The following is a 24,966-nucleotide window of genomic DNA, read 5'->3' as shown; positions in this document are numbered from 1 at the left end:
CGCCGCTGACGCGGCTTCCCCCCGGAGGGGGGACCGCACCTGTGGCCCGGCCAAGCCGGTTCCACGGTACGCCTGGAGGGGGATTTCGCTCCGGATAAGGCTTTGCATGCTGTCTGAATTTCTTCTGGCCGAAATGAGCCGCCTGGGCTCGCAGGACGCCCTGCCCTTGCACCGGCAGCTCTACGAGGCGCTGCGCCGCGCCATGCTCGACGGCAAGCTGGGCGCGGGCGAGCGCCTGCCCTCCAGCCGCGACCTGGCCCAGGACCTGCGCCTCTCGCGCAACACCGTGGTGGCCGCGATCAACCAGCTCAGCGTCGAGGGCTACCTCGCCAGCCGCGTGGGCAGCGGCACCTTCGTCAACGACAACGTGCCGCGCACCACGCCGGGGCGCTCGGCGCGCCCGGGGCCGGGCCGAGCGGCCGCCACGGTGCGAGCCGCCCGCCTGTCCACGCGCGGTCAGGCGCTGTCCAGCACCTTCTGCGCCACCGAGCTGGAGGTGCAGCCCTTCACGCCCGGCATCGCCGACTTCAGCGCCTTCCCGCTCACGCTCTGGCAGCGCCTGCAGAACAAGCACTGGCGCATGACCTACCCGGACATGCTGGACTACAACGACTCGGGCGGCTACGCGCCGCTGCGCCGCGCCGTGGCCGACTACCTGCGCGTGTTCCGCAGCGTGCACCTGGAGGCCGACCAGGTCGTCATCACCAGCGGCACCCAGCAGTCGCTCGAGCTCTGCGCGCGCCTGCTGGCCGACCACGGCGACACGGTGTGGGTGGAAGACCCGGCCTACTGGGGCGCGGTGAAGGCCTTCATGGCCACCGGCCTCGCCCTGCATCCGGTGGCGGTGGACGAACAGGGCATCAACCCCAGCACCGCCGACAACGCGCGCCCGCCGCGCCTGATCTACGTCACGCCCTCGCACCAGTACCCCACCGGGGCGGTGATGTCGCTGCCCCGGCGCCACCAGCTGCTGGCCACCGCGCGCGCACACGATGCCTGGGTGCTGGAAGACGACTACGACAGCGAGTACCGCTTCAGCGGCCCGCCGATCTCCAGCCTGGAAGGCCTGGACACCGACGGCCGCGTGTTCTACATGGGCACCTTCTCCAAGGTGCTCTACCCGGGGCTGAAGATCGGCTACCTCGTGGTGCCCAAGCCGCTGGTGGCGGCCTTCAAGCAGGCCCACTACGACCTCAACCGCCCGGGCCAGATGCCGGTGCAGGCCGCGCTGGCCGAGTTCATCGAAATGGGCCACTTCGCCAGCGCGCTGCGCCGCGCGCGCCAGAACTACGGCGAGCGCCGCCAGTGCCTGCTCGAAGCCCTGAAACCGGTGCTGCGCGACGACCTGCCCGACGGCCCCAGCATCAGCGGCGCCGAGCAGGGCCTGCACCTGTGCCTGCGCCTGCCGCCCGAGGTGGACGACCGGGCGCTGGCGCAGCGCATCGCGCAGCACGGCCTCACGGTGCGGCCGCTCTCGGCCTACTGCCTGCAGCGCAAGGACCTGCGCGGCCTGGTGATCGGGTACGGTTACGCGCCGCTGGCGGAAATCGAGGGCTGCGGGCCGGTGCTGGCCCGCACCGTGCTGCAGGCCCTGGGGGCCTGATTCAGAACACGTCGCGCAGGCGGTGCCACAACATGCCCAGCGCCAGGCTGGGTGTGCGCAGCAGCGCGCCGCCGGGAAAGCGGCGGTGCTTCAGGCGCGCGTACACGTCGAAACGCGCCGCCTGCCCGGCCACGGCCTCGGCCACCAGCCGGCCGGCCAGACCGGTGAGCGCCACGCCGTGGCCGCTGAAGCCCTGCAGGTAATACAGGTTGTCGCCCAGGCGGCCGAAGTCGGGCGCGCGGTTCATGCTGATGTCCACGAAGCCACCCCACAGGTGCTCGATCGGCACCTCGCGCAGCGCGGGAAACACCTCGCCCATGCGTTGGCGCATCAGGGTTTCCAGGTTCACCGGTGTGCGCGTGGTGTAGCTCACGCGCCCGCCAAACAGCATGCGGTGGTCGGCGCTGAAGCGGAAGTAGTCGAGCACGAAGTTGTTGTCGCACACGGCCGCGTTGCGCGGGATCAGGCGCGCGCACAGCTCGGGGTCCAGCGGTGCCGTGCCCAGGATGTAGGTGCCCACCGGCATGATGCGCGGCGCGATCTCGGGCGCCACGCGCGGGCCGTATTCGGGCAGCATGCAGTTGCCCGCGAGCACGCCGAAACGCGCCTTCACCTGGCCGCGCGCGGTGCTGGCCACCAGCGTGGCGCCGCGCTGCAGGCCGGTCACCGGCGAGTGCTCGAAAAGGCGCACGCCTGCGGCCTGCGCGGCGCGCGCCAGGCCCAGCGCGTACTTCAGCGGGTGCAGGTGGCCCGAGCGCTGCTCGCGCGCGGCCGCCACGTAGCGCGGGCTGTTGATCAGGCGCGGCAGGTCGGCGCCCTCGGCCCAGTCCACCGCGAGACCGCGCCGCTTCAGGCCTTCCATTTCCTCGTGCAGCTCCTGCGCCTTGCGCGCCGAATCGGCCACGTAGACATAACCGTTGACCCGGTCGCACTCGATGCCGTGCTCGGCGATGCGCGCGTCGATCAGGTCCAGCGCCTCCAGCGACATGTCCCAGGCGCGCCTGGCGTCTTCGGCGCCGAGCTGCTGCTCGAACGGGCCCTGCCCGCTCGCATAACCCACGATCGCCTGACCCCCGTTGCGCCCGCTCGCGCCGCTGCCGATGCGATCGGCCTCCAGCACCACCACCGAAAAACCGCGCTGCGCCAGTTCCAGCGCCGCGCTCAGGCCGGAGAAGCCGGCGCCGACCACCACCACGTCGGCCTCGACCGTCTCAGCCAGCGGCGGCAAGGCCTCGGGCCGCTGCACGCTGGCTTCGTAGTAACTCTTCTGGTTGAGCTGGGTGTCCGAGCCGATGAGGGACATCAGGCACCTCCCAGCCGCTTCGCGACCTGGCCGCTGAGGTAGGTCCAGACGAACGTTGCCGCCGCGTTGGTGGTCAGCTCGGCGTGGTCGTAGGCCGGGGCCACCTCCACGCAGTCCATGCCGATCCAGTTCAGGTCGGCCAGCGATTCCAGGAAGGTGAGCACCTGCGAGCTCGTCAGGCCGCCCGGCTCGGGCGTGCCGGTGCCGGGCGCGAAGGCCGGGTCCAGGCAGTCGATGTCCAGCGTGAGGTAACAGGGGCGTCGGCCGATGCGCGCGCGGATCGCGTCGATGGCGGGTTGCAGGCCCGCGCCGTCCAGCCCGCGCAGCGCACGCGCCGTGAAGATCTGGCCGCCCTGGTCGGCGACGTACTCGCGCGCGGCGCGCTCACCGCTGGAGCGGATGCCGATCTGCACCGTGTGCGCCGGGCTCGCCAGCCCTTCCTGCAGCGCCTCATAGGTCCAGGTGCCGTGGCCGGACGGCTCGCCGAAGTGGTCGACCCAGGTGTCGCAGTGGGCGTCGAAGTGCACCAGCGCCAGCGGTTCGCCGCCGTGCCGCGCTTTGGCAGCGCGCAGCAGCGAGAGCGTGACGGAGTGGTCGCCCCCCAGGAACACGCAATGGTGCTTCGCCATCAGCGCCGCCGCCTGTTCCTCGATATGGCGGCGCACCTCGGGCAGCGGCGAGGCGTTGGGCAGGCGCAGGTCGAGCGCGTCGCCCAGGTGCGCCAGGGGCGAGACGTCGAACACCGGGTGGATGCCGTCGCACAGCATCAGGCTGGCCGCGCGGATCGCCTGCGGGCCGAAGCGCGCGCCCGGCCGGTTGGTCACCACCCCGTCGAAAGGCACGCCCGCGACGGCAAAAGGCTGGTCGGCCAGCGGGGCGCAGGCGAGGAAGCGGTTGGTGTTGTTGGCGTAGGCGAACTGACCCATGGCCATGAAAACGTCCTCGGTGAACAGGGTGCCAGAAGATACCCCCCGCCGGTACCGCCCATGAGTCCAATTGACCGGCGGCGTCGGTGTCCACCGGCCGGGGTGACTTTCGTCACTTCCGCGATGCGCCCCCAGCGCCTAACATGCCCGCACCATGCATGCCCTGGTTGCCCCACCCGCCCACGCCGCGCCCGACCCGCACGGCGCCACCGGCTTGCTGGTGGTGGACGACCACGACCTGCTGCGCCTGGGCCTGCTCACCTTGGTGCAGGCCCACGCCACCGACAGCGGGCGCCAGATCAAGGTGCTGGAATCGCGCACCCTGCAGGAGGCGATGGAGCTGTACGGCCGCTACCGGCAGCGCATCGGCCTGGTGCTGCTGGACCTGCACCTGCCCGACGCCCACGGCCTCTCGGGCCTGACCGCCTTCGTCAAGGCCTTCCCCGAGGCGCCGGTGGTGGTGCTTTCAGGCGTGAACGACCCCGGCCTGATGCGCCACGCCCTCTCGCGCGGCGCGCGCGCCTACCTCGCCAAGTCGGGCGACCTCAAGGAGGTCATCGGCTACATCCGCTCGCTGGGCCTGTTCGGCCCCACGCCGGCGCCCGGACCCGCCGCGCCCACCGAGCCGGTGCTGCGCAGCGTGCGCAACGCCGACGGCGAATCGCTGCAGCTCACCGAACGCCAGGTGCAGGTGCTGGAATGGGTGCTGGCAGGGCAGTCCAACCGCGACATCGCCGAGCGCGCCCACCTCAGCGAAGGCACGGTGAAGAACCACGTCTCGGCGCTGCTGCTGCTGTTCGGCGTCAGGTCGCGCGCCCAATTGATCAGCCTGTTGCGGTGACGGAACCGGACACCGGCGACCTGACGCAGCAGCGCGTGCTGCGCGAGCAGGTCGCCGCGCTGTACGCCACTGCGCTGAGTTCCACCATCGCCGACGCGGTGCTCGCCTGGGCCCTGTGCGCGCTGTTCTGGTGGCAGCTGCGCGACCCCCTGGTCTTCGTGTGGCTGGGTCTGCACACCATCCAGGTGCTGCGCTACCCGCTCATCCACGCCTACTTCCGCGATCCCCAGGCCGCCGCGCGCAGTGCGTTCTGGGCCCGGCGGCAGTGGCGCGAGCTGCTGTACTACAGCGCCACCTGGGGCCTGGCGCCCTGGCTGTTCATGCCAGCCGACGACATGCCCATGACCACGTTGCTCATGCTCATCATGCTCGGCCTCATCAGCGGCGGCGTGCCGTCGGTGGCGCCACGCTGGGCCTCGGTGCTGGCCTTCGTGCTGCCCATGATGGCCGGCCTGATCTCCGCCCTGCTCTGGCGCGGCGACACCACGCACCTCTTCCTGGCCGCCTGCGCCGGCATCTACACCGGCGCCATGCTGCACTTCGCGCGCCGCCAGCACCTGCTGCTCACCGCCTCGCTGCAGATGCGCTTCGAGAAAGAGGCGCTGGCCGAGCAGCTCGCCGGGCAGATGGCCGCCACCCAGCGCGCCAGCGAGGAGAAGACGCGCTTCTTCGCCGCCGCCAGCCACGACCTGCGCCAGCCGCTGCACGCCATCGCCCTCTTCGGCGCCGTGCTCGACAAGGAACTGCAGGGCCAGCCCACGCACACCCACGCGCAGCGCCTCATGGGCGCGGTGCATTCGCTGGGCACCTCGCTGGACACCATGCTCGACGTCTCGCGGCTCGACGCCGGCGTGATCGAGGCCGATGTGCAGGACGTGCCGCTCAGCACCGTGCTGCAGGCCCTGCACCCCTCGCTCGCCTCGCGCGCGGAAGAGCGCGAACTGCAGCTGCGCCTGCGCGCCACGCCAGTGTGGGTGCGCACCGACCCGCACCTGCTGCAGCGCCTGCTGGGCAACCTGATCGAGAACGCCATCAAGTACACCGCGCACGGCGGCGTGCTGGTGGTGGCGCGGCCGCGCGGCGCGCAGGTCTGGATCGACGTGGTGGACACCGGCATCGGCATCGCGCCCGAGCACGCCGACCGCGTGTTCGACGAGTTCTACCAGGTCGACAACCCGGGGCGCGACCGCACGCGCGGCCTGGGCATCGGCCTGTCCATCGTGCGCCGGCTCTCGCAGTTGCTGGACCACCCGGTGCGCCTGCGCTCCTGGCCCGGCCATGGCACGCGCTTTCGCGTCACCGTGCCCCGCGCCAAACCCACGCCCGAACCCACCCTCTACCGCCGGCCAGCCACCCTGGCGGCCAGCCAGGCGCTGCCACGCCGCGTGCTGCTGGTCGACGACGAGGCCGACATCACCGATGCGCTGAGTGCCTTCCTTCAGACCTGGGGCGTGGCCTCGGAGACCGCGCGCGACGAGGACGGCGCCGCGCTCGCCCTGCAGGCCGCCGCCGCGCGGCAAGAGCCCTTCGACGCCCTGCTCTGCGACTACCGCCTGGCCGAGGGCGCCGACGGCCTGGCCGCTTCGCAGCGCCTGCGCGCGCGTTTCGGCCAGGCGCTGCCCGTGCTGCTGATCACCGGCGAGACCGCGCCCGATCGCCTGCAGCGCGTGCGCGACTCGGGCGTACCCGTGCTGTTCAAGCCGGTCGATCCCGAGCGGCTGCTGCAGGCCCTGGCCCTTCTTCGCCGTTGAGCCCGGCCCCGGTATAGCATCTGCCCCGGCGCCGCCATCCGGCGGCACCTTCCTGAGGACGATCACACATGAAGCTCTACTACTCCCCCGGCGCCTGCTCGCTCTCCCCGCACATCGCTCTGCACGAAGCCGGCCTGGCCTTCGAGGCCGTGCCCGCGCCCACCAAGACCCACCAGCTGCCCGACGGCACCGACTACTACACCATCAACCCGCTGGGCTATGTGCCGCTGCTCGAACTCGACGGCGGCGAGCGCCTGCGTGAAGGCCCGGCCATCGTGCAGTACATCGCCGACCAGGTGCCGCAGAAGAACCTCGCCCCGGCCAACGGCACGCTGGCGCGCTACCAGATGCAATCCTGGCTGAACTTCATCGGCACCGAAGTGCACAAGAGCTTCTCGCCGTTGTTCAACCCAGCCACGCCCGACGAGGTGAAGACCGCCACCAAGGACAAGCTGGGCCAGCGCCTGAAGTGGGTCGACAGCCAGCTCGCCGGCAAGCAGTACCTGATGGGCAACGACTTCAGCGTGGCCGACGGTTACCTGTTCACCGTCACCAACTGGGCGCCGCGCGTGGGTGTGGACATCACCGGCCTGGCCAACCTCACGGCCTACCGCGCCCGCGTGGGTGCCCGGCCGGCCGTGCAGGCCGCGATGAAGGCAGAAGGCCTGATTTAAGAAAACACCCCCGCGCCGCCTGCGGCGTCACCCCCTCCAGGGGGCGTGCCTGGCGGCCCGGCAAAGCCGGTTCCGCGGGCACTCTGGACGGCGCCTTCTCACATCAGCGCTTTTTGCTTCATCGCCAGCGCCGCGCCCAGCCAGAGCGCGACGGCCGAGAACACCAGGCCGCGCGCCAGGCCGCCGGGGCCGTCGGCGATGAAACCCACCACCGTGGGGCCGACGATCTGGCCGACCGCGAACACGATGGTGAAGGCGCTGATGCCCGCAGCCCACTGCGCGGGCGGCAGGTTGTGCCGCACCAGCGCGGTGGTCGAGGCCACCACCGACAGGAACACCCCGCCGAACACCAGGCCCGAGGCCAGCACCAGCGGCCAGCTGCTGGTGAGCGCCGGCACGATGGCCGCCACGCCCAGCAAAGCGTTGAGCCGCGCCAGCGCCTGGCCGTTGCGGTGGCGGTCCAGCAGGCCGGCCCAGATGCGCGACGAAGCCACCACCGCCACGCCGAGCAGGGCATAGAACAGCGTGATCGAGCCGGACGACCCACCCTGCTCGCGCAGCAAGGCGATCACGAAGGTCATGTAGCCGATGTAGCCCACGCCGAACCCCGTGTAACCCGCGAGCGAGAAAACGAAGTCGCGCGCTCGGAACACGCGCCCGTGGCCCGCCTGTGTGCCGGCCGACGGCGCGGCATGCGCCGCCAGCACGCGCGCAGGCCAGGCCATGAGCGCGGTGGCCAGCAGGCAGACCAGCGCCAACCCCCACCAGGCCCAGGCCCAGGCATGCGGCGGCGCCGCCGCCGCCAGCACGGGCGGCACGCCCAGCGCCGAGACCACGATGCCCAGTCCCGTTCCGCCGTAGTACAGGCCCAGCAGAAAGCCGCTGCGCCCCGGCTGGCGCGCGCCCAGCCGCGCAGCCAGCAGACCGCCCACGATGAACACCACCGCACTCGCCACGCCCGCCAGCAGGCGCTGCGCAAGCAGCGGCGCGGCGGCCGTGAAGAAGCCGCTCAGACCCATGAACAGCGAGGCCAGCAGCGAGCCCGACAGCAGCAGGCCGGTGGGTGAGAAGCGCCGCATCAGCCAGGGCGTGGCCAGCGCGCCGATCAGGTAGCCCAGCGCGTTGAAGGTGTTCATCGCGCCGGCCAGCGTGTAGCTCCAGCCCAGGTCCTCGCGCATCGGCGGCAGCAGCAGGCCGTAGGCGAAGCGCGTGATGCCCAGCGACACCGCCGCACCGAGCGAGAGCGCCAGCGCAAGCCGCACGTAGGGTGTGGTATCGGGCACATCGGTGAGGGAGACGGGTTCGGTGCGTGGGTTCATGGCTGGGCCATTGTGGTTCAAGCGGTGCCCAACGGCGCCGGTGCCAATTCGGCGCGCAACGAAATGTCCACTGCCACGCAGCGGCCCACACACGCGCCACCGCGCTTAAGCTGGCACCATGCCCGACCCTCGACACATCGCCGCGCTCCAGCAAGCCGAACGCGAACGTTTCATCGCCACGCACCCGCAATCCCTGGCACTCGCCCAGGCCGCGCGGGCCCACTACCTGTTCGGCGTGCCCCTGCACTGGATGCGCGACTGGCCCAGCCCCGCCGCGCTGTTCGTGAGCGAGGCGCAAGGCGCCTCGCTCACCTGCGTGGACGGCCTGCGGCACACCGACTTCTGCCTCGGCGACACCGGCGCCATGTTCGGCCACAGCCCGGCACCGCTGGCCCAGGCCATCGCACAGCAGGCCGCGCAAGGCCTCACCTGCATGCTGCCGGCGGCCAACGCGGTGGCGGTGGGCGAAGGTCTCGCGCGCGTGTTCGGCCTGCCGATGTGGCAGCTGGCGCTGACCGCCAGCGATGCCAACCGCTTCGTGCTGCGCTGGGCGCGCGCGATCACTCAGCGGCCGCAGCTGCTGGTGTTCGACGGCTGCTACCACGGCGCGGTGGACGACACCCTGGTGGACCTCGACCCCGCGACCGGGCGCACGCTGCCGCGCCCCTCGGTGCTCGGCCAGGTCCACAACCACGCGGCCTTCACGCGCGTCGTGCCCTTCAACGACCTGCCCGCGCTCGAGGCCGCGCTGGCCCAGGGCGATGCGGCCTGCCTGCTGGCCGAGCCCGCGCTCACCAACTTCGGTCTGGTGCCACCCGCGCCCGGCTTCTGGGACGCGGCGCGCGACCTGTGCCGCCGGCACGGCGCGCTGTTCGTGTGCGACGAAACCCACACCATCTCCACCGCGCTGGGCGGCTACGCGCGGGCCCACGCGCTGGAACCTGATTTCCTGGTGGTCGGCAAGGCGGTGGCCGGCGGCCTGCCCTGCGCGGTCTATGGCTTCACCGCCGAGATGGCCGACCGGATGGCCCACGCCAAGGACGCCGCGCCCGAAGGCCACAGCGGCATCGGCACCACGCTCTCGGGCAATGCGCTCACCCTCGCCGCGCTGCAGGCCGCGCTCACCCACCTGCATACCGACGCCAGCTACACCCCCATGCTGGCGCTGGCCGAACGGCTCGAAGCCGGCCTGCGCGATCGCATCGCCCGGGCCGCCAAACCCTGGACGGTGACGCGCCTGGGTGCGCGCATGGAACTGCAGTTCATGCCGCACACCCCGCGCGACGCGCAGGACGTGCGCGACCACGCCCAAGCCGGACTCGAAGCCCTCACCCACCTCTTCATGCTCAACCGGGGCGTGCTGCTCACGCCTTTCCACAGCATGATGCTGGTCTCGCCCGCCACCACGGCTCAGGACGTGGACCAACTGCTGCAGGTCTTCGACGCGCTGCTGAACGCGCTCGCGGCCTAAGCCTCACCCAGCCCCAGCGGCGCGGGCGCGCGCAGCACGATGCGGGTGAACAGCCGGTCGAACTGCGGGTCGCGCGGCCTGCGCGGGTTCAATGGGTCGGTGTGCCGGGTGAAGGCCTCGTCCAGCACGGTCCAGTCCGCCTCGGTCAACACCTTCTCGGCCGCCGGCAGCAGGGCGGTTTCTTCCAGCCGCATGTGATCCAGATAAAACGCCACGTAGCGCTGCGCCTCGGCTTCAAACGCCGGGCGGTGCAGGTCACCCATGTACTCCCAGGCCATCAGCAGGTGCATCAGTTCGCGCACCCTCATCTCGCCGCTCATGTGGTCGCGCTCGAGCTGTTCGATGGTTGGCATCAGCTGCGGCGCCGCGCGCGCCAGGCGCGGGAACAGCAGGTTGGACTCCTTGGGGTGGTGGTTCTTCTCGGGGAAGGCGTCGATGTAGAACAGCATCGCGCGCAGCACGTCGAAGTAACGCTCGGGGCCGCCCGCGCCGGACGCATCGGGGCCGAGCCGCACCATCTGCGACAGCGTGGTCAGCATCGCACTCAGGCTGGCGTGCTCGTCAAGGATCACGCGCACGGCGTCGTGTGTCGTCGTCATGGGAAGTCTCCTCCTCCTGCAGGAGCCCCGAGCATCGCGCGGCGGCCGCGCGCGCGCCTTGACGTGCATCAAGCCTTGAGCGCGGGCTCAGCGCTGCGGCGGCTTCCAGCGCTTGAGCAGCAGCGCGTTGCTGACCACGCTCACTGAGCTCAGGGCCATGGCCGCGCCCGCCACCACCGGGCTGAGAAAGCCCAGTGCGGCCAGCGGGATGCCGGCCACGTTGTAGGCGAAGGCCCAGAACAGGTTCTGCCGGATCTTGCGCACCGTGCGGCGCGAGATGTCCAGCGCCGCCGCCACCAGCAGCGGGTCGCCGCGCATGAGCGTGATGCCGGCCGCGTGCATGGCCACATCGGCACTGGCGCCCTGGCTGTGGCTCATGGCCATGCCCACGTCGGCGGCGGCCAGCGCGGGCGCGTCGTTCACGCCATCGCCCACCATGGCCACGGTGTGCAGGCGGTCGCCCACCACGGCCGCGCGCAACTTGCGCACCACCGTCGCCTTGTCGCCCGGCAGCACCTCGGCGATCACCTCGTCGTGGTCCGCGCGCAGGCCCAGCCGCGAGGCCATGGCCAAGGCTGCGCCGCGGTTGTCGCCCGAGACCATGAACAGCCGCATGCCCTGCGACCGCAGGCCGGCGATCGCCTCGGCCGCGCCGGCCTTGGGCTCGTCGCCGAAGGCCAGCAGGGCCAGGGGTGCCCAGGTGGCGGCCGAGGCCGCATCACCCGGCGTCTGGCTGGCCAGCACCGACACCGTCGCACCCTCGGCCTGCAAGGCCTTGGCGCGCTCGTCCAGCGGGCCCAGCTTCGCGCCGAGCTCACCCATCCAGCGCAGGCTGCCCAGGGCCAGCAGCGCGCCGTTGACGCGGCCCTGGCTGCCCCGGCCCGAGACCGTCTGCACGTCCTGCGCGGCGTCCGATGCCACCTCGATGGACCTGGAGGCCGCGGCCTCCAGCACCGCGCGCGCCAGCGGGTGCGCGCTCTGCGCCTGCAGCGCCGCCGCCACCTGCAGCACGGCGATCTCGTCCACGCCCGGTGCGGCTTCGATCACCGTCAGGCGCGGGTGGCCTTCGGTCAGCGTGCCCGTCTTGTCAAAAGCCACCGTGTCCACCTTGTGCGCAATCTCCAGCGCCTGCGCGTCCTTGATCAGGATGCCATGCTGCGCAGCCACACCGGTGCCGGCCATGATGGCCGCCGGTGTGGCCAGACCCAGTGCACAGGGGCAGGCGATCACCAGCACCGCCACCGCGTGCAGCAAGGCCTCTTCCATCGGTGCACCGGTCCCCAGCCAGCCCAGCAGCGTGACCAGCGCGATCACCAGAACCACCGGCACGAACACGGCCGCCACCTGGTCCACCATGCGCTGCACCGGTGCCTTGGCGGCTTGAGCGTCCTGCACCAGGCCGATGATCTGGGCCAGCACGCTTTGCGCGCCGACCGCGCGCACCCGCACGTCCACCGCGCCCTCGCCGTTGAGCGAGCCCCCGGTCACGCCGTCGCCCACGTCCTTGGACACCGGCAGGGACTCGCCGGTCAGCATGGATTCGTCGGCCTGGGTGTGGCCCTGGACCACCGTGCCGTCGGCCGCGAAGCGCTCACCCGGCAACACGCGGATCACATCGCCAGGCAACAGTTCGTCCACCGCCACGTCGGTGGTCTCGGTGCGGCGGATGCCATCGGGCAACAGATGGGCTCGCTCGGGTCGCAGCGCGTGCAGCGCACGGATGGCGGTGGTGGTCTGGCGCTTGGCGCGCGCCTCCAGCCACTTGCCCAGCAGCACCAGCGTGATCACCACCGCCGAGGCCTCGTAGTACAGGTGCGGCACCTCGCCCGCTTCGGCGCGCCACCACAGCCAGGTCGACAGCGCCCAGCCCGCCGTGGTGCCGATCGCCACCAGCAGTTCCATGTTGCCAGTGCGCGCCCTGAGCGCGTGCCAGCCGGCGCGGTAGAAACGCGCGCCCAGCACGAACTGCACCGGCGTGGCCAGCAGGAACTGGATCCAGGCCGGCAGCATCCAGTGCTGGCCGAACAGGTCTCCCACCATGGGCAGCACCAGTGGCGTCGAGAGCAGCACACCCATCAGCACCGGCAGCAGGTCGCGCGGCACGCCCATCACGCGCTCGGTGTCCTCCTCGTCCAGGGCATCCAGCGTGCGCGGCTCGTAACCCGCGTCGCGCACGGCGCGCTTGATGCGCGCCAGCGATTCGGCCTCGTCCACGCCACTGAGCGTGACGCGCGCCGACTCGGTGGCCAGGTTCACGGTGGCGTCGCTCACGCCCGGTTGCTTGCGCAAGGCCTTCTCGACCCGCGTCACGCACGAGGCGCAGGTCATGCCGCCCACACCCAGATCGATCTGGGTCAGTGGATAGGTCGAGAAGGTGGCACCAGCGTTGGAGGAGGCAGCGATCGTGTTCATGGAGTCAGCATAAGCTTTACCACCATGGGAAGGTCAACCGCGCTTGTAGCGAACTGTGACAGCGCAGCCACCGCTTGACCTTGACACCATGTCAAGGATCACAATGGCTTCATGTTCCATCCACCATTGAAGAAAGACACCATGAAACAAGTCCTCGATGTGCACGGCATGACCTGCGGCCACTGCGAAAAGTCCGTGACCGCCGCCATCAAGCTGCTCGATCCCCAGGCCGAAGTCCACATCGACCGCGGCCAGAACCGCGTCGAGGTGAACAGCACACAGTCGCGCGAAGCCCTGGCCGAAGCGATCCGCGAAGAAGGCTACCAAGTGGCGGCCTGACCCCATGGCCACCGACCGCCTTCTGCACGCGCTGGCTCCCACTGGCGAGCAAGACCCGGGCGACGCGCTGATCCATTGGCCGGTCAGCATCGGCAAGGCCGCGCAACTCAGCGGCATCTCGCCCAAGATGCTGCGCCACTACGAAAGCCTGGGCCTGCTCACGCCCGTGCCCCGCACCGACAGCAACTACCGCCAGTACAGCCTGGCTGACGTGCACACGCTGCGCTTCATCCGCCGCGCGCGCGACATGGGCTTCGGCCTGGATGCCATCACCGAACTCGTGAGCCTCTGGCACAACCGCCGGCGCAGCAGCGCCAGCGTCAAGCGCATCACACAGAAACACCTGAACGAACTGGCCCAGCGCATCGAAGCCCTGCAGGCCATGCAGCGCACGCTGGACCAGCTGCTGCACCTGTGCCCTGGCGACGACCGACCCGACTGTCCCATCCTCGACGACCTGAGCCACCCCGCTTGCACAGTTGCTGCAAAAAGCAGCACAAAACTTTACAAACCCGCCACATCGGCGGCACGGGGTGGAAACACGCGCGCCAGACACTGAAACCACTCCGCAGCCCGACACCTGTCCTGTGGAGATCCATCCTCAACAGACACCAGGAGTCCTCATGAAATCGCTTCCGAAACGCGCGCTGATCGCCACCACCCTGGCCACCGCCCTGGTGGGCACCTTTGCCACCGCCCTGGTGCAGGCCTCGGCCCTGCACCCCACGGCCCTGGCGGCCGACACCGTCACCGTCGTGGCCCAGGCCGACACGGCGGCCAAGCCGGCCGTCAAACCCACCGCCGAGCAGCGCGACCAGAAACGCGCCGAACACCACGCCCAGATGCAGAAGCACATGGCCGAGCGCCAAGCGGCCCTCAAGGCCGAGCTCAAGCTCACCCCCGAACAGGAACCGGCCTGGAATGCGTTCATTGCCCGCACGCAGCCTCAGGCTGGCGCCATGCCGCGCCAAGGCACCCGGGAAGACTGGTCCAAGCTGACCACGCCGCAGCGCCTGGACAAGATGCAGGCCCTGAAAGCCGAGCGCGATGCCGCGATGGCCAAACGCGTCGACGCGATCAAGAGCTTCTATGCGGTTTTGAACGCCGATCAACAAAAAGTGTTTGATTCAAAACACCTGGGCGGCTTCCAGCGTGCCGGCATGCACCGCGGCCATCGGGGTGAACACCGGCACCACGGCGAGCAACCGAGCGTGAAAAAGCCGGCCTGACCAGGCACCCGGACCGAGCCGGGTTCCCGTTCCACTATTCTTCTAAATCTTTAAATACAAAATAGCAGTAGTAGTAGAGGGCGCTGTCCAGTGTGGAAAAGCGCCCTTTTTCTTGCTGGATCAAGGACTTGGCTCACTCAGAAGCCTGTGTGAAGGGCGCGGTTCCTTGAAGCTCGAAACGGGGATAACCAGGCAGTTACCCACTTCTCTGTGGATAACTAGCGCGTTGTTAAAAAATTATTCACAGGTTTGTGCAAAACCCGCTCATCGGTTGCTGAAACATGCCCTGACACCTGCACACCTTCCCGGGCCGAAACCCGTCAACCCGGCTGGTAAGATGCGCCGCTTCACAGCCAGACCTGCCGACCCGGCGTTCCTGCGGCTGGCCCGTTTTTGGATCTGTTTCGCCCATGTCTGTCGCCCTCGCAGGAAACGCGCCCGCCACCTTCGAAATCAAGAGTGCCCACCTGCCTTTGGTGGCCCTGATGCTCAAGTCGTCCAACCTGGATCTCCTGGCGCAGGAGTTCGCCCAGCGTTTTGGCGACATGCCCGACTTCTTCGACCACGATCCAGTGGTCATCGACCTGCACCCTTTGAACGTGGCCGAGGCCCATGCCCTGCCCGACTTCGGCGCGCTGCAGACCCTGCTGCGCCAGCACCGCCTCACACCCCTGGCCGTGCGCGGCGGCACCATCGAACAGACCGCGCTGGCCGTCGCCGCCGGCCTCACGCCCGCGCCCGACGCCACCGTGCAACGGGCCGCCCCGTCGGCGGCGCCGACCGAGACCGCCTCGCCGGAACCCGTGGCCGCGCCCCAGCCGATGCCCGTGCCCGGTGCCCTGGTGATCGACAAGCCCCTGCGCTCGGGCCAGCAGGTCTATGCACGCGGCCGCGATCTGGTGGTCATGGCCATGGTCAACCCGGGTGCCGAGGTGATCGCCGACGGCAACATCCACGTGTACGCGCCGCTGCGTGGCAAGGCCATCGCCGGTGCGCGCGGCTACGGGGAGGCGCGCATCTTCGCGCTGTCCATGGCGCCAGAACTCATTTCCATCGCCGGCATCTACCGCACCAGCGAAGTGGCCCTGCCCGAATCGGTCCAGGGCAAGACCGCGCAGGTGCGCCTGGTGCCCGGCCCCGATGGCGACAAACTCGTGATCGACGCCATCGGCGCCTGAGTCTCACCCCTTATTCGAATCGAAGGACTTTCACCATGACCAAGATTGTTGTCGTCACCTCCGGCAAGGGCGGCGTGGGCAAGACCACCACCAGCGCCAGCTTCGCCTCGGGCCTGGCCCTGCGCGGCCACAAGACCGCCGTCATCGATTTCGACGTGGGCCTGCGCAACCTGGACCTCATCATGGGCTGCGAGCGCCGCGTGGTGTACGACCTGATCAACGTCATCCAGGGCGAGGCCAACCTGAACCAGGCCCTGATCAAGGACAAGCAGTGCGACAACCTGTTCGTGCTGGCCGCCAGCCAGACGCGCGACAAGGACGCCCTGAGCCAGGAAGGCGTGCACAAGGTGCTGACCGACCTGTCGGCCATGGGCTTCGAGTACATCATCTGCGACTCGCCCGCCGGCATCGAGACCGGTGCGCTCATGGCCATGCACTACGCCGATGAGGCGCTGGTGGTGACCAACCCCGAGGTCTCCAGCGTGCGCGACTCCGACCGCATCCTGGGCATGCTGGGCAGCAAGACGCAGCGTGCCATCGAGGGCAAGGAGCCGATCAAGGAACACCTGCTGATCACGCGCTACAACCCGGGCCGCGTGGCCGATGGCCAGATGCTCTCGCTCAGCGACATCCAGGACATCCTGCGCATCAAGCTGATCGGCGTGATCCCGGAAAGCGAAAGCGTGCTGACCGCCTCCAACCAGGGCATGCCGGCCATCCACCTCAAGGGCACGGACGTGGCCGAGGCCTACAGCGACGTGATCGACCGTTTCCTCGGCGCCGACAAACCGCTGCGCTTCATCGAAGCCGAAAAAGTGGGCTTCTTCAAGCGCCTGTTCGGAGGGAAGTAAGGCATGTCGATCCTGTCTTTCCTGCTGGGTGAAAAGAAGAAAACCGCCAGCGTCGCCAAGGAGCGCCTGCAGATCATCCTGGCGCACGAGCGCAGCGGGCGCAGCGCTTCCGAGCCCGACTACCTGCCTGCGCTGCAGCGCGAGCTGGTCGCGGTGATCGGCAAGTACATCAAGATCAACCCGGACGACATCAAGGTCCAGCTCGACCGCCAGGACAACCTGGACGTGCTCGAGGTCAAGATCGAGTTGCCCGACCGCAAGTGATCGGTGGCGGGCTGCGCCCGCCTCTGCAGTTCGTACCTTCGATGCCCCATCTCGGGCCGTCTTCCACCCGCTCTATGCCGCCGGTGTGCGGAACATCCACCAGTTCCTAGACTCCAAGTCTTGGGGTGGCGCCGGCTTGCCGGCGTGATGCGGTGCAAGAGCCGCACCCATCCCGGGTTTCGCGGCGCTGCTATGTTCTTGCTGGAATGGTGCAAGGACGCGGTTTCCAGCTTGTCTGGCTTCTCCTCTGGGCCTGTTTGTGGGGCAAATCGGGGCCGAGCAACGCCGCTTTTTCATTCCCCCGGGGCCGGGATGCCGCTGCGGCATTCGAACAGGCTCTGGATGAAGGTGTGGGGCTCGACAGTGCAGGGTCCATCCAGGGATTCCGGGTAGACATAGTCATCGCCCCATGGCACCAGGTCCGGCGGCATGCGGCGCTCCTGCGCGGGCCGCTTGGCGACGGCGACCTTCATGTACTCCGTCCAGACGGGCAATGCCAGGCTTCCCCCGGTGGCGTTGCCCAGGCTGCGCGACTGGTCGTACCCGATCCACACCACCGAAGCGACGCCCGATGAATAACCGGCGAACCAGGCATCGCGCGCGTCGTTGGACGTGCCGGTCTTGCCGGCCGTGTCCTCGCGCCCGAGTGCGCTCGCGCGCCGCCCCGTGCCGTGCCGCACCACGTCACGCAACATGCTGTCCATCACAAAGGCATTGCGTGGGGAGATCACCTGGCCGCGGGGCGACACCGGCGGCGCTTCGTAGAGCACCGCACCGCCGCGCTCGCTGACCTTGAGCACCAGGCGGGACTCGACCCGCTCTCCTTCGTTGGCGAACACCGCGTAGGCCTCGGTGAGCTGCAGCGGGGTCACCGCGCCCGCGCCCAGCGCCAGCGGCAGGATCGGGGGATTGAGCTCGGCCGCGAAACCGAAACGGGTGGCGAACTGCTGCACATATTCCGCGCCGGCAGCGTCCATGAGGTTGACCGCCACCACGTTCTTCGAACGTGCCAGGGCCCGCCGGGCCGTGATGAAACCTTCGTACTGGTTGCCGTAGTTGCGCGGCCGCCAGGCTTTGCGGCCACGCGCCGATGGCGTGACCAGCCGCTGCGTGTCGTCGACCAGGGTGCCGGGGAAATAACCCTTTTCCAGCGCAGCGGAAAACACGAAGGGCTTGAAGGTCGATCCCGGCTGGCGCACCGCCTGCACCGCGTGGTCGAACTGGTTGAACGCGAAGTCGAAGCCACCGGCCAGCGCCAGGATCTCACCCGACCTCGCATCGATGGACACCAGCGCGCCCTGCATCTGCGGCAGCTGTGTCAGCCGCCAGCGCCCGGCCGTGTCGGCCACGACACGAACGACGGCGCCCGGTTCGATGCGCCTGTGCGCGGGTGCGTCGGGCTTGAGCAGCGCGCTGCTGCCCGGGCTCAGCGTGTGGCGTGCAATGCGAACCACGGTGCCGTCGCGCAGGACGGCCGTGATGCCGGCGGAGGCGGAGGCTTCCAGCACGGTGGCCACGCGCAAGGCACCACTGTCCCGGTAGGGCGCGAGGGCCCGGCGGATGCCGGCCAGGTCGTCGGCCTGCACGGCTTGCTTCAGATGGCCTTCCGGCCCCGCAGGGCCGCGCTGGTGTTGTGCATTCAACAGGCCGGCGCGCAAGGCATGGGTGGCGGCGCGCTGCTCGGCCACGCGGATGGTGGTGGTCACATCCAGGCCCCGCGAGTAGGCCTCGTCCCCATAGCGCTCCACCAGCATCTTGCGAACCTGTTCGACCGCGTAGGCCGATGCCGGGTCGGTCGACGGGTGGTTCAGCGCCAGGGTCAAGGGCTCGGCGCGGGCCTGCTCATAGGCCTGCTCATCGAGGTAGCCCAACTCGCGCATGCGCTTGAGAATGTGCTGCTGGCGAACGGTGGCGCGCTCGCGGTTGGCGACCGGGTTGTAGGCGGAGGGCGCCTTGGGCAAGCCGGCCAGCATGGCCGCCTCGGCGACGCTGAGCTGGTCGAGCGTCTTGTCGAAGTAGACCGATGCGGCCGCCGCGAAACCGTAGGCCCGTTCGCCCAGGTAGATCTGGTTCATGTACAGCTCCAGAATCTTGTTCTTGCTGTAGACCGACTCGAGCTTGTAGGCCAGCATGATCTCCATGATCTTGCGCCGGTAGGTCTTCTCCCGGCTCAGGAAGAAGACCCGCGCGACCTGCATGGAGATGGTGCTGCCACCTTGCGCATGCCCACCGGCCACAAGGTTGCCGAGCGCCGCGCGCACGAGGCCCGCGTAGTCCACCGCCCCGTGTTCATGGAACCGCGCATCCTCGATGGCCAGCAAGGCCTGCTGCATGCGCAACGGGATGCGCTCGATCGGCACGAACTCCCGCCGTTCTTCGCCGTACTCGGCGAGCAGGCTGCCGTCCCTGGCGTGGATGCGCATGGGCAGCATCGGTTCGTAGTGGGCCAGGTGACCGACCTCGGGCAGCTGCTGCCACAGGCGGTGCAAGGCATGAGCGGCGCCGAGGGCAACGCCGACGCACAGGCCAAGGGCCAGCGCGGCGAAGAACCGGACCGCGAAGGGGGTTCGAAAGGGGAACATGGGCAAGGCTCGGGTGAAAGCGCCTCTCCCCCTGTCCTTTTACCTGAGAGTTTCGACTGCGTCGGCAGTCTGCCCCTTCGGTGTGCCGGTGCGCGCGCGGTGCGGCTCGGCCTCTCTCCAGTCGGCGAAATGTGTCTGCGGTCCGGTGGCCTGAGCGATCATGGGAGTTTGCGCCTTCGGCGGAGGCGTGACCCGCCTCGCTCTCCCGCAGAGCGTCGCAGTCTATCAGAGGGTCAAAACCCGGGCGTCACACCGGTGCGTGGGCACCCGTGCCACCTGGCCAGGGCGTGAGCACCTCGTGCCCCTCGGGCGTGACGGCCACCATGTGTTCCCACTGGGCGGACAGGGAGCGGTCTTTGGTCACGACGGTCCACCCATCGGCCAGGGTCCGGGTCTCGCGCTGGCCCGCGTTGAGCATGGGTTCGATGGTGAAGACCATCCCCGGCTCCAGCCTGAGCCCCTCGCCGCGCCGGCCATGGTGAAGCACGTTCGGTTCTTCGTGGTAGATCCGGCCAATGCCATGCCCGCAGTACTCGCGCACCACGCTGAAGTGCTCTCGATGGGCGACGGACTGGATGGCATGGCCAATGTCCCCCAGCGTCGCGCCTGGCCTGACCTGCCGGATGCCGGCCAGCAGGGCTTCATAGGTGGTCTCCACCAGACGCCGGGCCAGCACGTTGGGTGTGCCGACGAAGTACATGCGGCTGGTGTCGCCGAACCAGCCATCCTTGTTGACGGCCACATCGATGTTGATGATGTCGCCCTTCTTCAGCAGCTTGTCGGGCGAGGGGATGCCGTGGCAGACCACCTGATTGACGGAGGTGAGGATCGTTTTGGGATACCCGTGGTACCCCAGGTTGGCCGGGGTGGCGCCCTGGACATTCACGATGTGGTCGTGGCAGATCCGGTCCAGCGTCTCCGTGCTGACCCCGGGGACGACGTGGGGCTCGATCATGCCGAGCACCTCCGCGGCCAGCCTGCCGGCGCGCCGCGCCATCTCAATGTCCTCGGCCGACTTGATGGTGATGCCGCGAGCCACTAGCGCTGGCCCGCTGGGGCTGTGCGGGCCTTGCCCGCTGGGGTCGCGGCCGCCACGGTGATGTCCAGGCCCCCCGAGAGCTCCGCCCGCACCAGCAGCTGACAGATCTCCCGGTGGTCCAGCTCCGGGTGAAGCTCGGTCAGCATGCCGACCCGCATCCAGTGTTCGGCCTGCGCATTGATGGACCTGCTCAGCGCACTCCCCGCCACGCGCAGGTTCTCGTGCATCAGGTCCGAAATCTTGACGATCCCCATTCACCACCTCTATATGAAACGTATATGAATTATATACGTCTCACGGTGGGCAGTGGCTAGTTGGTGTTGGCCGGCGGGGCGGGGGGCGCGGCGGCCGGTGGGGGGTCCACCGGATCCAGCAGGCCCTTGGGCGGGTTGCGCTTCATTTCACCGGCCAGCGTCAGCTGCTCGGGACTCATGCATTCATCGGCCAGCCGTTTGCCCAGTTGCTGGCTCATGAGCATGGACTTGTTGCCCAGCTGCAGCCACATGGCGCCCCGCTTCGGGTCTTCGAGACGGATGGCACCGGTGCGGCTTTCCACCGGGTGCATGTAGTACCGCGCGTTGCGCATGTTCTTCACCTGCACGATGAAGAACCCCTGCCGCTTGGCGGGCACGATTTCCACAGCCGAGCCGAGTTCGCAGGGGATGTTGCCGAGGTACACGCGCTGCGCGACCACGAGATCGGCTTCGGTGAGGTTCACGCTGGAATCCTCTTCGATCGGCGTCACTTCTTCCACGGCCTTGGCCGCGGAGCGCGCCAGCGGCGCGCGTTTGGTCGTGGTGGTGGGTTTGGCCGCCGGCTTGGCGGCAGGCTTCGCGGGGGTCTGTTGCGCCATCACCGGGATGGGCGCAAACGCCACGGCGCTCAGGGAGAAGACGAGGGCAAGGATTTTCATGGGCCCTAGTCTGCCCGCATGACCGCTGAAATGCTGTTCGCAGATGTTTCGACCGCATCCACCGTGGGCGGCCCATGGCGCGGCTAGGGAAAGAACAACAGCACGGCAAACACGGCAAACAGCGCGAGGTGCATGTAACCCTGCAGCGCCGAGGTGCGCTGGCCGTTGAAGGTGAGCATGCTCAGCACGGCGGTGGCCGCAAACAGCGCCGTGTCCACGTGGGAGATGCCCATGACGACCTGCTTGTCGTACAACAAGCCAATGGCCAGCACCGCGGGCACCGTGAGCCCCACGGTGGAGACAAAGGCACCCAGACACAGGTTGACAGCCCGTTGCATCTCATTGCCCAGCGCCGCGCGCACGGCGGTCAGGGACTCGGGGGTGAACACGATCAGGGCGATGAGCACGCCACTCACAGCCACGGGCGCGCCCGCGGCCGCAATGCCGTAGTCGAGCACGACGGCCAGGTGGTGGCCCAGCAGAACGATCGGAACAATCATGGCCAGCAGCAGCAGCGAATGCACCCAGACATCCTTCCTGCTTTGCTGGACGGAACCCTCCGCCTTTTCGGTCCCGGTCGGCGCCCTGGAGGTCCGTTCCATGCGGCGCACCACCATCGCCCCGGGAGGGGGCTGAACGAAGAGGCGCTTGAGACTGCCGATCTGTTTCCACAGGAAGGCCGCGTACAGCAGCGCGGTGAGGACACCGATGCCCATCGCCTGCTCAGGCCCGAATTCACCCGCCGTGCTGGTGAACTTGGGCAACACCAGGGCCACCGTGGTCAACAGGGCAATCATCGACAGGTAGGCCGTGGCCCCTTGCGCATTGAACTCCTGTTCGCCATGCCGGGCAGCACCCACCGTCAGGCAGATCCCCATCACGAGGTTCAGGATGATCATCAACACGGCAAAAATGGAATCGCGCCCGATCGTGGGGGCTTCCCCCGGCCCCAGCAGCACCGAGGCAATCAGGATGACCTCGATGGCCACGATGGACAGCGTCAGGATGAGCGTGCCGTACGGCTCGCCCAGCTTGTGCGCCAGGTAGTCCGCCTCATGCACGACACCAAACGACGCCGCCACGATGGTGACCAGCAGCACGGCGAAACTCAGGCTGGCGACACCGGGTGTGAGTGGCGCGGCCAGCCAGGAGGATCCGTAAAAAGAGAACAAGCCCACCACGGCCCACGCGCCGAGCAGAAGTGCCCAGGTGGCCGCAGAGATGAGCCGCGCGCGTGCGGCGGGGGGGTGGAGGGAGGCGTTGACCATGGCGACCACTTTCACAAGCAGTGCGGGGGCCGTCCCTCGCGGTTGAATCCATGCCGATGGGGTCGTCCTCATCCGGCCTCACGCCTGGCGCGTGAGCCGAGCGATTATAGGTTTCAAGTGTGTGACCGCCTTGCCCCCCAGGGCGATCGGCGGCCCGGTGTCTCACGTCACCTGCATTGCTCGTCAAACGTGCCCGTCATGGTGGACACCACCTCGGGGCGGATGCCAAGCCAGGTCTCGACCTTCATGTTCGTGGCCTTGGCTTCGCATTGGAGCCGCGCCTGCTCGGGAGGCTTGGCCGGCATCAGCTTGATCAAACCCGACAGGGCATCGCAATACTGCTTGAAGTTCTTCACGCGCAATGCGTTGTCTCTCTGGGTGCGGAGCTTGTCGTACTCGGCACACTGCGGATCGGGTGCCGCGATGGACACGGCGGCGAGCAAGGACAGGGTCAGGCCAAGAAGGAGTTTGCGCATGGGAACGGGTCCCTGACGGGACGTGGTTGGGTCGGAAGGGGCGAGGGTCAACAGACGATCGCGAGTATTCATCGCGAGCCTCCCTGGCGTGAAGTGACCCCGGTCACATGGCGGCGGGTGAGAACGGCTGATCAGCGCGCCAGTGCGTCCAGCAGCTGTTGCGCCTGCACAGGTTTGTGCAGGAAGGGCACACCGCTGGCCCGGATGTCGGTGATGCGTTGCGGCGAGGTCTCGCCAGTCACCAGCAAGGTGCGCAGGTGGGGTGAGGTGTTGCGCAGGGCCAGGAGGTAGTCCAGGCCGTTGCGTTCTCCCGGGAGCCGGAAGTCGGAAACGACGGCTTCGATCGGGTGTCGCTGCAGCAGGTGCTGCGCCTGCGCCAGGTCGCTGGCGGGATACACCGCGCAACCGTGCGCGGATAGCACCAAGGCCATGGCCTCACGGCTGGCCGGCTCGTCGTCAATGACAAGCACATGGCGCGGCAGGGCGTTCGCGGCGTGAACCGGGGGAACAAGGCCCGTGTCTGCGGGGCTAGCCGGGTGGAGACTGCGCCTGTCGGCCTGTTTCACCCACACCCGAAAGCGTGTGCCTCGCGACGGCATTGATGAGAGCGCCATGGGATGTTCCAGCAGGCTCGAGAGCCGTTTGACGATGGACAGGCCGATGCCCAGACCGGATGCGCGGTCGCGTTGTGGATTGGCCAGCTGGTAGAACTCGTCGAACACCCGTTGTTGATGTTCTGTGGCAATGCCGATGCCGGTGTCGACCACCTCGAAGCGGACCCAGCCGGCCCGCCCTGCGGGGACCCCCGACCTTGCCGCGACGAGCACACCACCGGTGCGCGTGTATTTGATGGCGTTGTCGATCAGATTGCCGAGCAGGCGCGTGAGCAGCTGCACGTCGCTCACGACGACCAGATCGCCCGGCGCCCGGAACCGAAGCTGCAGGTCGCGCTCCTGGGCGCTGCCGCAGAACATGTGGTTCAGCGACAGAAACAGCTCGTGCACGCGCACGGGCTCCAGCGAGGGTTGCACGGCGCCCGCATCCAGCCGGGAGATGTCGAGCATGGAGTCCAGCGACTGGTTCAGCATGCGCACCGAGTGGCTCAACCGCGTGACGGTCTGTGCGCTGTCCGGATCGAGCTGAGACCGCTCCAGCACCGAAGTGAACAGCGAGACGGCATGAAGCGGTTGGCGCAGATCGTGGCTGGCGGACGCGAGAAAGCGGCTCTTTTCCCGGTTGGCGTTTTCGACCAGTTCCACCTGCTGGGCCAGGCGGCGGGCGAGGTCTTCCTTTTCAAAGCGCACCGTCAGCGACTGCTCGAGCAGGTCCGCCTGCTGGAATGTCCACTTGAGCGTCATCACCAGAAAGAGGGTCATGCAGAAGGCCAGCACCGAACCGACCAGGCCACCGTGCCAGAGGCAGGCGGAGATCATGCCGGCCGCCGCCGGGATGCTGAAGGCGGCGATGGTCTGGCGGTGGGTAGAGACGATCGCGGAGCCAAGCGATATCGCACCCATGATGAACACGGAGATGAGAATCAGAGGGTCCACGTTCTGGTGCGCATTGAGCAGCCAGGGTGCGGCCCCCCACATGGCGCCCAGCAGAAGGATGTCCCGGACGCGGCCTTGCAGGATGCCGGGCAACTCGTGGTCCTGCAGAGGACCACGGGCTTCCAGCTTCCTGCGCTGCACGTAGCTCGTGAAGATGACGATGTAGAACAGACCGAGCCAGATCAGGGGAAGCAGGGACGTCCCGTTCAGGTAGAACAGGATCGCCAGCGGCGTCGCGAAAGGGATGGGCGAGAGGATGCGCACCGGCCCGGTCTTTTGCAGCAGGAGCGCGAGTTGGATGCGCTGCACGGCCAGTGGCGACCGGGCTTGCACGCCCAGCGCCTGGTGGATGCTCGTCAGCAGCTTTTCGATCACACC

23 protein-coding genes and 1 riboswitch are annotated in these 24,966 nt (G+C 68.6%); of the genes, 11 read left to right on the top strand and 12 right to left on the bottom strand.

Annotated features, from left to right (window positions below):
• Nucleotides 1-106: 106 nt before the first annotated feature.
• Nucleotides 107-1,603, top strand: a complete 1,497-nt coding sequence (pdxR, locus tag ACODTB_RS16390; protein ID WP_291116435.1) for a MocR-like pyridoxine biosynthesis transcription factor PdxR — start codon at nucleotides 107-109, stop codon at nucleotides 1,601-1,603.
• A gap of 1 nt (nucleotide 1,604) precedes the next feature.
• Here the strand turns inward: pdxR and ACODTB_RS16385 are convergent, their stop codons facing one another.
• Both ACODTB_RS16385 and speB read right to left on the bottom strand, forming a co-directional pair.
• Nucleotides 1,605-2,906 carry an NAD(P)/FAD-dependent oxidoreductase gene (locus ACODTB_RS16385; RefSeq protein ID WP_488929484.1) on the bottom strand — a complete coding sequence of 434 codons (1,302 nt, stop codon included), beginning with the start codon at nucleotides 2,904-2,906 and terminating at the stop codon, nucleotides 1,605-1,607.
• Nucleotides 2,906-3,838, bottom strand: coding sequence for an agmatinase (gene speB, locus ACODTB_RS16380; RefSeq protein WP_291116429.1), 933 nt, complete (start codon nucleotides 3,836-3,838; stop codon nucleotides 2,906-2,908). The genes ACODTB_RS16385 and speB overlap by 1 nt, the downstream gene beginning before the upstream one ends.
• A gap of 148 nt (nucleotides 3,839-3,986) precedes the next feature.
• Between speB and ACODTB_RS16375 the strand changes: the two genes are divergently transcribed.
• The 3 genes from ACODTB_RS16375 to gstA all read left to right on the top strand — a co-directional run bounded on the left by ACODTB_RS16375 (nucleotide 3,987) and on the right by gstA (nucleotide 7,098).
• The gene (locus ACODTB_RS16375) at nucleotides 3,987-4,673 is read left to right on the top strand and encodes a response regulator transcription factor (RefSeq protein ID WP_291116426.1); all 687 of its coding nucleotides are present in this window, start codon (nucleotides 3,987-3,989) and stop codon (nucleotides 4,671-4,673) included.
• Entirely contained in the window at nucleotides 4,670-6,424 is a 1,755-nt protein-coding gene (locus tag ACODTB_RS16370; RefSeq protein ID WP_291116423.1) for an ATP-binding response regulator, read from the top strand. Before ACODTB_RS16375 ends, ACODTB_RS16370 begins: the two co-directional genes overlap by 4 nt.
• A gap of 68 nt (nucleotides 6,425-6,492) precedes the next feature.
• Nucleotides 6,493-7,098, top strand: coding sequence for a glutathione transferase GstA (gstA, locus tag ACODTB_RS16365; protein ID WP_291116420.1), 606 nt, complete (start codon nucleotides 6,493-6,495; stop codon nucleotides 7,096-7,098).
• A gap of 98 nt (nucleotides 7,099-7,196) precedes the next feature.
• On the opposite strand, the gene ACODTB_RS16360 is transcribed toward gstA, so the two are convergent.
• A complete protein-coding gene (locus ACODTB_RS16360) occupies nucleotides 7,197-8,417 on the bottom strand; it encodes a YbfB/YjiJ family MFS transporter (RefSeq protein ID WP_488929483.1) in 1,221 nt (406 codons plus the stop codon).
• A 118-nt stretch (nucleotides 8,418-8,535) separates the two neighbouring features.
• Between ACODTB_RS16360 and ACODTB_RS16355 the strand changes: the two genes are divergently transcribed.
• A complete protein-coding gene (locus tag ACODTB_RS16355; RefSeq protein ID WP_291116414.1) occupies nucleotides 8,536-9,888 on the top strand; it encodes a transaminase in 1,353 nt (450 codons plus the stop codon).
• Here ACODTB_RS16355 and ACODTB_RS16350 read toward each other — a convergent pair.
• Both ACODTB_RS16350 and ACODTB_RS16345 read right to left on the bottom strand, forming a co-directional pair.
• On the bottom strand, nucleotides 9,885-10,487 hold the full coding sequence (locus ACODTB_RS16350) for a hemerythrin domain-containing protein (RefSeq protein WP_291116411.1): 603 nt from the start codon (nucleotides 10,485-10,487) through the stop codon (nucleotides 9,885-9,887). The genes ACODTB_RS16355 and ACODTB_RS16350 overlap by 4 nt on opposite strands.
• Nucleotides 10,488-10,574: 87 nt before the next feature.
• Nucleotides 10,575-12,899: a heavy metal translocating P-type ATPase gene (locus tag ACODTB_RS16345; RefSeq protein ID WP_291116408.1), complete on the bottom strand. Its 2,325-nt coding sequence runs from the start codon at nucleotides 12,897-12,899 to the stop codon at nucleotides 10,575-10,577.
• A gap of 141 nt (nucleotides 12,900-13,040) precedes the next feature.
• Between ACODTB_RS16345 and ACODTB_RS16340 the strand changes: the two genes are divergently transcribed.
• From ACODTB_RS16340 to minE, 6 genes are all read left to right on the top strand, one after another.
• Nucleotides 13,041-13,238, top strand: a complete 198-nt coding sequence (locus tag ACODTB_RS16340) for a cation transporter (RefSeq protein ID WP_291116405.1) — start codon at nucleotides 13,041-13,043, stop codon at nucleotides 13,236-13,238.
• Between the two features lie 4 nt (nucleotides 13,239-13,242).
• Nucleotides 13,243-13,797, top strand: a complete 555-nt coding sequence (gene cueR / locus ACODTB_RS16335; RefSeq protein ID WP_366833409.1) for a Cu(I)-responsive transcriptional regulator — start codon at nucleotides 13,243-13,245, stop codon at nucleotides 13,795-13,797.
• 64 nt (nucleotides 13,798-13,861) lie between these two features.
• On the top strand, nucleotides 13,862-14,467 hold the full coding sequence (locus ACODTB_RS16330) for a Spy/CpxP family protein refolding chaperone (RefSeq protein WP_291116403.1): 606 nt from the start codon (nucleotides 13,862-13,864) through the stop codon (nucleotides 14,465-14,467).
• Nucleotides 14,468-14,877: 410 nt separating this feature from the next.
• Nucleotides 14,878-15,645 carry a septum site-determining protein MinC gene (minC, locus tag ACODTB_RS16325; protein ID WP_291116400.1) on the top strand — a complete coding sequence of 256 codons (768 nt, stop codon included), beginning with the start codon at nucleotides 14,878-14,880 and terminating at the stop codon, nucleotides 15,643-15,645.
• Between the two features lie 35 nt (nucleotides 15,646-15,680).
• The gene (minD, locus tag ACODTB_RS16320; protein WP_291116397.1) at nucleotides 15,681-16,496 is read left to right on the top strand and encodes a septum site-determining protein MinD; all 816 of its coding nucleotides are present in this window, start codon (nucleotides 15,681-15,683) and stop codon (nucleotides 16,494-16,496) included.
• Nucleotides 16,497-16,499: 3 nt separating this feature from the next.
• Entirely contained in the window at nucleotides 16,500-16,760 is a 261-nt protein-coding gene (minE, locus tag ACODTB_RS16315; RefSeq protein WP_204735402.1) for a cell division topological specificity factor MinE, read from the top strand.
• A gap of 293 nt (nucleotides 16,761-17,053) precedes the next feature.
• Here minE and ACODTB_RS16310 read toward each other — a convergent pair whose 3' ends face one another.
• The 7 genes from ACODTB_RS16310 to ACODTB_RS16280 all read right to left on the bottom strand — a co-directional run bounded on the left by ACODTB_RS16310 (nucleotide 17,054) and on the right by ACODTB_RS16280 (nucleotide 24,963).
• Nucleotides 17,054-19,342 carry a penicillin-binding protein 1A gene (locus ACODTB_RS16310; protein ID WP_291116392.1) on the bottom strand — a complete coding sequence of 763 codons (2,289 nt, stop codon included), beginning with the start codon at nucleotides 19,340-19,342 and terminating at the stop codon, nucleotides 17,054-17,056.
• Between the two features lie 128 nt (nucleotides 19,343-19,470).
• Nucleotides 19,471-19,560, bottom strand: a riboswitch (glycine riboswitch).
• Nucleotides 19,561-19,589: 29 nt separating this feature from the next.
• Nucleotides 19,590-20,381 carry a type I methionyl aminopeptidase gene (gene map, locus ACODTB_RS16305; RefSeq protein WP_291116390.1) on the bottom strand — a complete coding sequence of 264 codons (792 nt, stop codon included), beginning with the start codon at nucleotides 20,379-20,381 and terminating at the stop codon, nucleotides 19,590-19,592.
• Nucleotides 20,381-20,635 (bottom strand): ParD-like family protein, encoded by a 255-nt coding sequence (locus tag ACODTB_RS16300; RefSeq protein ID WP_291116387.1) that lies wholly within the window; start codon nucleotides 20,633-20,635, stop codon nucleotides 20,381-20,383. Before ACODTB_RS16300 ends, map begins: the two co-directional genes overlap by 1 nt.
• Before the next feature lie 56 nt (nucleotides 20,636-20,691).
• Nucleotides 20,692-21,294, bottom strand: coding sequence for a hypothetical protein (locus ACODTB_RS16295; RefSeq protein WP_291116383.1), 603 nt, complete (start codon nucleotides 21,292-21,294; stop codon nucleotides 20,692-20,694).
• Between the two features lie 83 nt (nucleotides 21,295-21,377).
• On the bottom strand, nucleotides 21,378-22,562 hold the full coding sequence (locus ACODTB_RS16290) for a calcium:cation antiporter (protein WP_291116380.1): 1,185 nt from the start codon (nucleotides 22,560-22,562) through the stop codon (nucleotides 21,378-21,380).
• Between the two features lie 167 nt (nucleotides 22,563-22,729).
• Nucleotides 22,730-23,038: a hypothetical protein gene (locus ACODTB_RS16285; protein WP_291116377.1), complete on the bottom strand. Its 309-nt coding sequence runs from the start codon at nucleotides 23,036-23,038 to the stop codon at nucleotides 22,730-22,732.
• A 131-nt stretch (nucleotides 23,039-23,169) separates the two neighbouring features.
• A complete protein-coding gene (locus ACODTB_RS16280; RefSeq protein WP_291116374.1) occupies nucleotides 23,170-24,963 on the bottom strand; it encodes an ATP-binding response regulator in 1,794 nt (597 codons plus the stop codon).
• Between the last annotated feature and the right edge of the window lie 3 nt (nucleotides 24,964-24,966).

Source organism: Hydrogenophaga sp. FG152 (genome assembly GCF_057809615.1).
This window is presented reverse-complemented; position numbering and strand designations above follow the sequence as displayed.